Source organism: Guptibacillus hwajinpoensis, from assembly GCF_020524165.1.
Classification (GTDB): domain Bacteria; phylum Bacillota; class Bacilli; order Bacillales; family Guptibacillaceae; genus Guptibacillus; species Guptibacillus hwajinpoensis_D.
Genome location: NZ_JAIVKU010000003.1, coordinates 344,121 through 355,499 on the forward strand (window position 1 = coordinate 344,121; position 11,379 = coordinate 355,499).

The following is an 11,379-nucleotide window of genomic DNA, read 5'->3' on the forward strand; positions in this document are numbered from 1 at the left end:
ACAATAGTAGATAAGGCAGGTATAAGTTATGGCGATTAGTAATCTGGTCAAGAGAATTCAAGATGTTATGCGAAATGACTCTGGTGTTAATGGAGATGCCCAAAGGATTGAGCAAATTGTGTGGATTCTTTTCTTAAAGATATATGATGCAAAGGAAGAAGCATGGGAGCTTTATGATGACAATTATAAGTCCATTATTCCAGAAGGGTTAAAATGGAGAGATTGGGCAGTTGATTTAAAAGACGGAGAAGCTCTTACAGGAGATTTTTTACTGGATTTTGTTAACAATAAACTGTTTCCTACGCTTAAGAATTTAGAGATTGATGAAGAAACACCGATGAGCCAAATCATCGTGAAGTCCGCTTTTGAAGATGCGAACAACTATCAAAAAGATGGGGTACTTCTTCGTCAAGTTGTTAATATCATTGATGAGATCGACTTCACGGAATATAAAGAGCGCCATGAATTCGGTGCAATATATGAATCGTTCCTCAAGGACTTACAGAGTGCAGGGAATGCTGGTGAGTTCTACACACCAAGAGCTGTTACAGATTTTATGGTTGAAGTAGTTAAACCGGTATTAGGAGAAAAAATTGGGGACTTCGCCTGTGGTACTGGGGGGTTCTTGACATCTGCCCTTAATGAACTGGATAAACAAGTTGGGAACTCTCTTGAAAATAGAAAAATTTATAACAAGTCAGTGCACGGAATTGAAAAAAAAGCGTTGCCGCATATGCTGAGTGTAACCAATATGCTGATTCATGATATTGATGATCCAGCCATCCTTCATGGTAACGCATTAGATATAGACTATAAAGAACTTCGAAAAATGGAACCTTTTGATGTGATTTTAATGAATCCGCCTTATGGAGGAAGTGAGAAAGAGAGCGTTAAAGTCAACTTCCCAATGGATTTGAGAAGTTCTGAAACTGCTGATTTATTCATGAATGTGATCATGTATCGATTGAAAAAAAATGGTCGAGCAGCGGTAATCATACCTGACGGATTCTTATTTGGTACAGATAATGCTAAATTTAATATCAAGAAAAAACTGTTCAGCGAGTTTAATGTTCATACAGTTATCAGGATGCCAAATAGTGTGTTTGCACCATACACATCAATCAGAACGAATATATTGTTCTTTGATAATACCCATCCTACCGATGAAATTTGGTTTTATCGTGTGGATATGCCGGAAGGGTATAAGAACTTCTCTAAAACTAGACCAATGAAGTTAGAACACTTTAGTGAAGCTATAGCTTGGTGGGAGAATAGAGAAGAAATCGAAGTGGATGGTTTCTCTAAAGCTAAGAAGTATTCCATCAGTGAGATTGAAGAAAGAAGCTATAATATCGACCTATGTGGCTTCCCTCATGAAGAGGCGGTTATCTTGGAACCTATGGACTTGATCCAACAGTATCAAGAAAAGCGAGCATCTCTTAATGCTGAAATTGATAATGTGTTAGACCAGATTACTTCTATGCTTGGAGGTAATTAAATGAATGCAAAGGACTTAAAAAACAGCATACTTCAACTGGCAATTCAAGGGAAATTGTTACAACAGCGAGAAGAAGAGGGTACTGCTGAAGAACTGTATCAACAGATTCAAGAAGAAAAAGTAAAGCTGATTAAGGATGGTAAGATAAAAAAGCCTAAGAAACTTCCAAAAATCCCAGAGGATGAGATTCCTTTTGATATTCCAGAAAGTTGGAAATGGGTGAGGTTAGGGGATTTATGTGAAAAAATTGGGTCAGGAAGTACACCTAGAGGTGGTAAATCTGTATATAAGGAAAATGGTATTAAATTTTTAAGATCACAAAATATTTATAATGACGGATTACGTGTGGATGGAGTTGCTTATATTTCTGAAGAACATAATAAACAAGGAAGTATTGTTAGACCAAGAGATATTCTGTTAAATATTACTGGTGGATCAATTGGACGTTGTGCTTTAGTTCCGGATGATTTCGATATTGCGAATATTAATCAACACGTAATGATTATCAGAAATCTAATTTCAGAAAATAGGTTTATGTTGCATTATACTTTAATTTCACCTTATATTCAGTCGATGATCATGAGTGTACAAGTGGGAGTATCTAGAGAAGGGTTAAGTGCGGAAAAACTAAAAAAATTCTTAATTCCTCTTCCCCCACTTGAAGAACAAAAACGCATTGTAGCAAAAATCGAAGAGATAATGCCTTATGTGGAAAAATATGATGAAGCTTTTTCTGAGGTTGAGGAGCTGAATAAGAAGTTCCCGGAGGATATGCAAAGTTCTATTTTGAAATATGCTATCCAAGGGAAGCTGGTAGAACAGCTAGAAGAAGAGGGTACCGCGGAAGAACTGTATCGGCAGATTCAAGAAGAAAAGAAAAAGCTGATTAAAGAAGGCAAGATTAAAAAGACAAAGGTACTTCCGAAGATTACAGAAGAAGAGCTTCCATGTGATATTCCTGAAAATTGGAAGTGGGTTAGATTAGGAGATATTATACATTTAACTTCTGGTCAAGATATGACATCAAGTAAATACAATGATATTTCAAATGGCATACCGTATTTAACAGGTGCCAGTAACATTCAAGGTGGAGAAATAATAATTAATAGGTGGACGCCGGAGCCTAAAGCAATAGCTCTCAAAGGAGACATTTTATTAACTTGTAAAGGTACAGTAGGTAAGACTGTAATCCTTGGTAAAGAAGAGGTGCACATAGCGAGGCAAATTATGTCCATAAGAACAATAGAAACAGATGCAGAATTTATACAATATTTTATTAAAAGCTATGTGAATATTTTAAAAGCAAAAGCAAAAAGTATGATTCCTGGGATAGAACGAAAAGATGTTCTAGAAGCACTAATTCCACTCCCCCCACTTGAAGAACAAAAACGAATTGTGGAGAAGATTAAAGAACTACTACTCTACACCAAACAACTAGTGAAGTAGACTTTTCATTGTACCCTAGTGGTGAAAGTTAAATTTCTACACCCTTCCACATGTTGACGGGCATACGCCCAACACGGGAAAAGTCAAATGATTAGATAAGTGATTCCCTTAAAATGCTAACATTAAGTCGCATAGCCTTGTAAACCATGGTATAGAAGGGTTTGCGGGGGATGTGGCTGTTTTATCCCCTCCTATCAAGCAATTGCTAAAAAGAGTCATTCAAGGAGATACTAATTATAAAGTTGTGGTTAAACAAGAAATGTGAGTAATAAGTTGTCTTAATGTTACTTTTGTTAGATGGGTAAAGGGATTATATTCGCCTTGTAGAAGTCGATTTGTATAATTTATTGGGGACAAGTTGGTGACGAAATTAAACAACCTGTCCCCGACTATCACATTTAAAAACACACCACAGCAAAAAGGAATGCTGCTATATCAATAGATACACACAAAAGCAGTTTTATTCCTAACCAATATCTTTCTCTGGCAGTGTAGAGGTCAGCGGTTCGAGCCCGCTATGCTCCATCTTACATAAACATTGATATATCAAGGATTTTAAAGAGTAGTCGTTCTGAAATATAGAGCGGCTATTTTTGTGTTGTGTGCGAATAGTGTGCCAAATCTTTTTTTTGGGTGAAAACACAATGCTAAGATTAATAATATTTGATTACTGCATTGGCATAAAATTTTTACTTTTATATAGAGAACAAAGGACTAGTAGGACTATGATAAATTAAGGATAAATATTGGATAGAAAGTACCTGTCCCTGCGTCCCTTTTTACGAATTCTATATGCTTGTTGCTTACACGCATCCGAACAGTACCCTTTACGTCCGGATTTAACAAAAGGTAAACCGCAGCTATCATTTCCGCAAATATATACATTCATATCATCGTTAATCTTTTGCCATAAATCATAATAAATAGCGGCTATCAAATAGTTTGTATACCTTTGATCTGAAGCCTTAAACCCTCTGGTTGAGGGGTTGCGAATTAGTTTACCAGTAAAAAATTAATTCCCTCTGATATCCTTGATGCCAAAAGATAAAGCCTCTTGTCCAATTTCCAACATCGACTGATCTTCCAAATCCTCCGATAACATAAATATTGGTTCTCCTTTGGTCCAGTAGACGAAATAACGATCAGTCAATAACAGTTCTATCTTCAGCCAGAGACCCAAGTCTTCCCTCAAGCATTTTAATCTCAATTAATTGGTTTATCCGGTCCTCAGAACTGTCTTTTATTACAACATCGTATAGTTTTAATATTTTTTGAACCTCCTTAGCTAAGAAATGTGGGCTTATGATTGGTATTTCAGGTAGATTGTACACGGTAACAATAAGTAAGGTGAGTAATGTATATGCGATGGTAAGTGGAAAGTATGGAGGGAAACACATTAACGATGCAGGTAAATTCACACCCCCACTACCTTCACACCTTTTTTATTCACTTATATGGTTTTATATTAGCATTTGAAGAGTTTTGTACAGAAATTTTAGGGATAAATTCAGAGGTCATGATTCAACCTTGGTATGGTTATGATGATAGGTATATTCATACCTTAAATAAAATTAAAGATTACATGAAGATAAACCAGGTGGAACCAGATGAAAAAGCAAAAAACAGTGGTTAGAAAGAGTATTTTAAAGCACTTGGGAGAATCGAATAAAACAGTAGATCATTTAAATTGAAGGAGATAAAGAGAATTAACTCGTTTAGGTCCTATTTCATTAAACTGAGACCAATTAATTGTGGGTTTACATTATTTCTAATTGTTGGAATTTCTAATTGTATGTAAGTGTAGGCAGTGTTATAATATCATATATAACTATAGCATTGCCTTTTGCTAATTAAGGAGAAAAGTAGATGGAACAACAAATCAAAAACTTTAGAGAAAAAAGAGGATGGACTCAAGAAGAATTAGCTAAAAAAGTAGGTGTGTCTAAAGGAACAATTAATCGTTGGGAGAAGGGTGCTAGTACTCCCTCTAAGTTAGCAAATGAAAGATTAACACAGCTTGGGGTTACTGAAAATGATATGAATCAGTACCAGAAAAAAGTTGATGGAAAACCATTTCATTATAACGGAGAAAGGTATGTGGTTAAACCCCAACCTTATGTTCTGAATGCCCCTACTGATCAAAATAACTTTCATGATTTATTAATAAATTTGCAGGAACATCTTAGCTGTGATATTCCTTGGGATACCTATAAAGAAAGGTTATCCTTAATAGAGTGTGTGGATACATTGACAAATCGTACATCCCAATCTTTACTTGAGAAAAGAAAAGAAAACTCCAAAAGTTGGAATTCAAATTATGGAACTCATGGTTGGCATAGATATATTGGGAGATTCCCTCCTCATTTGGTTAGAGCACTTTTAAATTATTTTAAAGCCGACTCAAATGACTTGATTCTTGATCCGTTTGCAGGAAGTGGAACCACTCTGGTGGAATGTAGATTGGTTGGTATACCCTCGATAGGAATTGAAATTTGCCCTTTATCAGCTTTAATAACAAATACAAAAAGCAAGTTCCCTAAATTAGATGAAAATGAAGTTTTTAATGTTATTTCTGAGTTGGAAATCTTCTATCTTACTGAATGGACAAACTTTCTAAATAATAGAAATTTTGATGATATTACTTATGAAGATGTTATAGGGCGAGAAGGAAATGCTATAAAAACATTTGCAAATTATGAAAGATGGTTTTCCAAAGAAGCGCTATTAGGAACTTCTATTTTAGTCCAATTTGCCAGAGAAAAAGAAGGTTATATTAGAGATGCCATATTAGTTGCATTATCTTCCAAAATGCGAAGTATTGGAAATGTCGATGTTGATGTTGTAAGAGCAGAGTACAGTAAAAAACCACGAGAAAATGTAAATGTATTAAATTTAGTAACTTCACAACTCTCAAAAATGGCAAAAAACATTAAAGAATCATATCAAACACATAAATCATTAATTACAGAAGAGAAAGTAAGATTAATAGAAGGGGATGTATTAAAAACAGATTTACCTGAGGGGTCTATATCCCACGTAATAACATCCCCTCCATATGGAATAGAATCTATTAGTTATCTTAGAACTCACTTATTATCTTATAGATCATTAGAAGAATTTTTAGGGGCGGACCCTTACAAATTTGGTGATGAAGTAATCGGTTCAGAATATTTACCGTCTGAAGAACCAACATTAAGTAAATTTGATGTTTCGGATATGAGTCAAACATATAAGGACTTTTTTAAACAATTCTTGGAACAGGATTTAACAAAAAAAATCAAAGTTAGAGTTTTAATGATGATGAAGTTCTTTGATGATATGAATAACTTAGCTATCAAATTACAAAAATGGGTTAAGGATGGCGGGAAAGTTGCTTTTGTTATTGGAAATAAAAAAATAGGTACAACAATAATTCCTACTGACCAAATTATTAGAGAAATCTTTGAATCAAATGGTTTTATTTTCGAAAATTCTATCGGTCATAAGCTGAAAACTAATAACAGTAATTCTCAGGTGCCATGGCAAGATAAAATTATTAAAGATGAATTTGTTATGCTCTTCCAAAAGGAGACCGATTAATGAAGCACACAGAGTCGTTTATTCATGTAGGAATGAGGTATTTCTTAAAAAAAGAAGGATGGCAGTTAATTTCAGGTCAATTCCCAGGGGGCTCGGATGATGAACTATATGAACTAAGTATAGTTGATCCGACAGTGGCAAAAGATAACAGCCCTGATCCAAGAAGGCATAGTAAGGATGAAATAGTTCCTGATTTAATTGCTTATAAAAACAATATGATTTTAATTGTTGAGGCAAAACCTTATTATTCTATAGAAGACAGGGATAAATTAATCTATCTTTTAAATGAAAGAAATAAGGATTTACATCAAGCTCTTAGTAAATTCATTAGAGAAAGGAAGATAACTGGTCTTCCTTCATTAAAAGAAGTTACGTTTGCCCCTGTTCTAGCTTTTTCAGCTAAAGCTAAAAAAGCTAAAAAATTTAATTTTGATAATGGTTTTTTTCATATTCGGGTTAAAAATTTAACAGAAGCTAAAATGGAAGGACCTTTTATAAAAGAAGGAGAACTAGATCTATGAGCAACCTAATAAGCGATAGTGTAATCAGCAATAAAGAACTAAAAGAAAAAGTGCTGCAATATGATTGGGAATTCGCCGAAAAAGATACACAATACTTTACCCATAATGTTCATCGTTATTCTGGAAAGTATATCCCCCAGATTCCACGTAAGGTGATTGAGCTAATAACTAATCCCTACGAGCTAATTTTAGATCCATATAATGGTTCGGGTACCACTTCCCTAGAGGCTTCCTTAGCTAATAGAAGAAGTATTGGAGTGGATTTAAATCCCTTAGCCATACTTATTTCTAAAGTGAAAACTACGCCCATTAGTAATGAAAAGTTAGATGAGTTAATAGAAACAACTGAGGATCTAATAAATAAATTAATGGAGTATGCTAAGCCGACCATATTTGGGTTTTCGGAGCAGGCAAAGGAGTTGTTTGAAAGAGCTAAAGAAGACCCGCGTTTTAACGACACTTGGTTTACAAAGTGGTTTCAACCACATGTGCTTTTAGAACTAATAGTAATTAAGAATTATATTGATTCTATTGAGGAAAATAGTTGCCGCGATTTGGTGTTAGTGGCATTTAGCAATATTTTACGAAAATCAAGTAATGCCCATAGCGGATATCCAAATGTAATGTTTGATAAAAAAGCGAAGGAAAAGCCACTCCCATCATCCAATTTTCTAAAATCATTTTATGAATGTGTAAACATGGTAAGAAGTTTATCTACCTCTGGTATGGAAATATTGCCAGAAATCAAGCATGCTGACTCTACAAATCTACCGCTATCTAAAGAATCGGTGGATGCTATTGTTACTCATCCACCTTATATAGGGTCTGTTCCTTATGCAGAATATGGAACTTTAAGTTTAGGATGGTTAGGATATGATTCAAAAGAACTGGATAAACAGTTAACTGGAGGTAGGAGGCAAACAAAAGATGTAGTGGAGCGCTTTAGGGATGGATATAGAAAAACAATTGAAGAGGCATACAGGGTATTGAAGGCTAACAGAAAAATGTTTCTAATGGTAGGTAACCCTGTTGTTAAAGGGGAAGAAATTGACTTAGGTGTAATGAGTAAAGAACTTGCATCTGAAGCAGGCTTCATTTTGGTCGTAGAAACAACTAGAAAAGGTGTAAACCGTCGTGCAAACAAAATGGGAGAAGAATACCTAATGTTTTTCGAAAAAAAATAAATTACTAATGATAGAATACATAAAAGTGATGTGCAATCCTTGGGTTACACATCACTTTTTAATAATATCAGTCATTTAATTTGATAGTTAAATTTTGACTCCTTTAAAACTTAAATAGCCATCTGCAAAAAGAATTCCATCGGCTACAGCTTTGAAGTTTCTAACATCTTTTCGGGTATCCGCTAGAGAGTTCCAATCACTTACTTTTATTAGAGGGAAATGTAAGATTAACCCTCTGCTTTTCTTTGGTTCACCGTTGATATACAAATATCTATAGAGTATAGCACTTCCTGTATAAGGATCAGACCTAAGATTCTCTATCCCTGCTTTGTAAACAACAATTTCGTCAAACTCTGATAATTCGTTTGTAGGAATAGGTAATTGTATATTTTTAGTAGGCAGTATTTCTACCGATTTTGGGGGAGCATCATAAACGGCACCTCTTTTGATTTCCCTTTCTGCAAACTTATCTCTTTCTCTTATTTCGTTTTCATGGAAATAAGAATCCTTGATAGCTTGGCATATATTGGGGGTCTGTTGATTATAATATTCTAAAAACAAGGTAATATATTCTTTTACACGCTTGTCTTTAATTGGGTCTTGACGGATTACTTCCCAATCCTTGTCAACAGGCCAATTTATAGTTGTTATAGAACCATCCAACTGATTTTCGATGATTTCTATAGTGCGGAATAAACGTAAATTGACAAATCGAGGGCCTGAAGTTTCTCCACCATGCTTCATTGCTACATAAGGAAAGAAATATACACAAGGAATTCCCTCCTCCGCTGCGCCAGCAAGTCTTCCGAATCGTTGACCTACATTATGCCCACTTGGAACCTCTACTGTTCTTTCAATTACAAGTATAGGAGTTTCATCATCCACTAATATAATATCTGGCCTATCATATTTAAGGGTTTTTTCAATTTCAGGGTAGATTTTTCGCCCCTCAGTTATACTCATTAATTCTGCATCCTCAAAATCTGGATGTAAATCTTTAAACCAAATACCTTCCTGCAGGTCATCGAAAATAATTTTGTGATTTGGCATTTTTTCCTCCTGTTTTAGTGATTTTGTACCACAATGGTAAATTAGATAAAAAATGCCAAATTCCTCCCTTTATTACACATTTTCCATTTAATGTGAACATCTTATAAAAAAACATTCTTTGTATTTCGCTAACAGACCCTTTTTAAGACGTAATACTCTTCCGCTTGCTACGCTGTTTTTTCTTTCGCCGTAAAGTGATTTATAGTAAGGGATGTTCTAAATGTTTGAAATTTTTTGTGGATGGGTCAACATATTGGAAGTAAGAGAGGATACATTTATAGGTGTTTTTTCAAAAAACGCTTTACGGAAAATCATCCAGTCAGTGCGATGTATCCCTTCTCTTGTACTGTCAGAATACCCCCTGTCCTTTAAATCATTTAAGCATTCTTGATAGCGTTTAGAGGTAATATCCTGCAACTTTAACTTTCCGATTTAATGAAGGCGTACTCGAATGGTGCCGGGTTTTACGTCTTTTGATTCGCTGTAAATGGGGCCACTCGTTTGCGAAATTACAAAAGGTCTGACAGGATTCCTCGATGTAAATCCCCTGTTCAAGTTCATGAATCAGAGCGGCAGCGGCTACCTCGGCCTCCTTATATCTACGACAAAAGACCATTTGGAGCCATAAGAGCAATTTTTCTTCTTGCACGTACAGCCCTGTCTGTAGATATGTCCTTTCATTTCATTGAATAACCTCGCTTTCATAAATATTTAAAAACAAATATATATTATCTCCAATTAGAAAGAGAGAAATTCAATATATTATGGTAAAATTAGTAAGATAAATGATTTCTTTTGTGCCAACTGAGAACGTCTATATAATAAAAAGCAACTTAGTTTTTAGAAGTATGTTGTTTTAACTCAACTCGACCTTATGTACACAAGTTTAAATAGTAGTAAGGAGTTAATCTTCCCATTAAATTCATGGGAAGATTATATAAAAAAAATAGTGTTGGAGGGACTTATAGTGAAAGAAGATTTTAAGGAGTTATTAAAACAACAGGGGATAAGCAATTTAGATAAACCAACCGAAGCTGATATAAAAAAAATATCAGAACTGTTACAGTTATTAGAACTCAAAATAAATAATAATGAGCTAGATGAAACTATTATTGCAGAATACTATAAATATGCTGCAGAGGTACTTCCTAGTACGTTAAAGACATTGAATGATTTAGCGGCACAAAATTTAGGCAAAGATGTTATAAACTCATTTAATAAAAGAATAGATGCTCTAAATAAGAGGTTTGAAACAGAACAAGATACGGAAGTGTTAAAATTAATCCAAACGGAAATTTCTGATTTATATGAAAGAATTCAAAACGAGTCTGATAAACAAAGAACTTGGTTAAAGCAAATAGCATTTGGGGCGCTGGGGGGAGCTGTGATACTGGGAGGAATTGCAATTGGTGTTAAGAATAAGGAAGCTGGTAAAAAAATTGTTGAAGAAGGATTAAAAGTAGTCAAAGGACAAGAGAGTAGTACGTGAAAATGCATTCAGATAAGTATGTACCTTGAAAGCAACAATGTGTTTTCAAGTTTTTTTATTTCGATAGTTGCGAATTAAATCGCTATATTTGTTAAAAGCATTTCTTCTTCGATGTTTTGTTACATGAAGATAAATCCTTCTGGTTGTTGATCGTCTTGATGTCCAAGCCGATCCATAATCTCATCGAACTCCACTTCAGCTTGTGCAAGAAGCGAAGTGTGAGTATGACGTAAGCTGTGAGGAGTAAATTGAGAATTTAAATCACTAAATTTCAATAGCCTTGCCATTCTATTCCGCACAAATTTCATTAATACAGGATAAACGGGATGACGATTAAAGTTTGAAAAAATAAATCCATTATTGTAGTAACTATCGCCTAGATGTGAGATTATCTCTTCTTGTTCTTCCTTATATTTCTCAAGCATTTTTATGATTTCGGAGTCAACAGTAATGACACGCTTTGATTTTTTTGTCTTTGGACGAAGTAATAAATATTCTCTTGAATTACTGATGTCTCGTCATTGGATATACTTGTTAAATAATGTAGAATTAAGTTGAGAATATAATTGAGCTGAGAGTCAATCATATTTAATAATAGGCAAAGGGCATATG

Annotated in this window: 8 protein-coding genes; 6 read left to right on the forward strand and 2 right to left on the reverse strand. The window is 34.5% G+C overall.

Features of this window, described 5'->3' with window-relative positions; genetic code table 11:
* Positions 1-28 precede the first annotated feature (28 nt).
* The 5 genes from LC090_RS05080 (at position 29) to LC090_RS05100 (ending at position 8,228) form a co-directional block, all read left to right on the forward strand.
* The gene (locus LC090_RS05080) at positions 29-1,498 is read left to right on the forward strand and encodes an HsdM family class I SAM-dependent methyltransferase (RefSeq protein ID WP_226655852.1); all 1,470 of its coding nucleotides are present in this window, start codon (positions 29-31) and stop codon (positions 1,496-1,498) included.
* Entirely contained in the window at positions 1,499-2,944 is a 1,446-nt protein-coding gene (locus LC090_RS05085) for a restriction endonuclease subunit S (protein WP_226655854.1), read from the forward strand.
* Between the two features lie 1,866 nt (positions 2,945-4,810).
* Positions 4,811-6,523 (forward strand): DNA methyltransferase, encoded by a 1,713-nt coding sequence (locus LC090_RS05090; protein ID WP_226655856.1) that lies wholly within the window; start codon positions 4,811-4,813, stop codon positions 6,521-6,523.
* Positions 6,523-7,044, forward strand: a complete 522-nt coding sequence (locus LC090_RS05095; protein ID WP_226655858.1) for a hypothetical protein — start codon at positions 6,523-6,525, stop codon at positions 7,042-7,044. The genes LC090_RS05090 and LC090_RS05095 overlap by 1 nt, the downstream gene beginning before the upstream one ends.
* Positions 7,041-8,228, forward strand: a complete 1,188-nt coding sequence (locus LC090_RS05100; RefSeq protein ID WP_226655860.1) for a DNA methyltransferase — start codon at positions 7,041-7,043, stop codon at positions 8,226-8,228. The genes LC090_RS05095 and LC090_RS05100 overlap by 4 nt, the downstream gene beginning before the upstream one ends.
* Positions 8,229-8,315: 87 nt before the next feature.
* Here LC090_RS05100 and LC090_RS05105 read toward each other — a convergent pair whose 3' ends face one another.
* Complete coding sequence (locus tag LC090_RS05105; protein ID WP_226655862.1) at positions 8,316-9,278, reverse strand: hypothetical protein; 963 nt, start codon at positions 9,276-9,278, stop codon at positions 8,316-8,318.
* A gap of 967 nt (positions 9,279-10,245) precedes the next feature.
* Here LC090_RS05105 and LC090_RS05110 point away from each other — a divergent pair.
* Complete coding sequence (locus tag LC090_RS05110; RefSeq protein ID WP_226655864.1) at positions 10,246-10,767, forward strand: hypothetical protein; 522 nt, start codon at positions 10,246-10,248, stop codon at positions 10,765-10,767.
* Positions 10,768-10,886: 119 nt separating this feature from the next.
* On the opposite strand, the gene LC090_RS05115 is transcribed toward LC090_RS05110, so the two are convergent.
* A complete protein-coding gene (locus LC090_RS05115; RefSeq protein ID WP_226656595.1) occupies positions 10,887-11,279 on the reverse strand; it encodes a tyrosine-type recombinase/integrase in 393 nt (130 codons plus the stop codon).
* Positions 11,280-11,379: the final 100 nt, after the last annotated feature.

Bases quoted from the DNA above. Each gene is read 5' to 3' on its own strand.
- LC090_RS05085 (WP_226655854.1), top strand. From the start codon at position 1,499: ATGAATGCAAAGGACTTAAAAAACAGCATACTTCAACTGGCAATTCAA.
- LC090_RS05080 (WP_226655852.1), top strand. From the start codon at position 29: ATGGCGATTAGTAATCTGGTCAAGAGAATTCAAGATGTTATGCGAAAT.
- LC090_RS05100 (WP_226655860.1), top strand. From the start codon at position 7,041: ATGAGCAACCTAATAAGCGATAGTGTAATCAGCAATAAAGAACTAAAA.
- LC090_RS05090 (WP_226655856.1), top strand. From the start codon at position 4,811: ATGGAACAACAAATCAAAAACTTTAGAGAAAAAAGAGGATGGACTCAA.
- LC090_RS05105 (WP_226655862.1), bottom strand. From the start codon at position 9,278: ATGCCAAATCACAAAATTATTTTCGATGACCTGCAGGAAGGTATTTGG.
- LC090_RS05095 (WP_226655858.1), top strand. From the start codon at position 6,523: ATGAAGCACACAGAGTCGTTTATTCATGTAGGAATGAGGTATTTCTTA.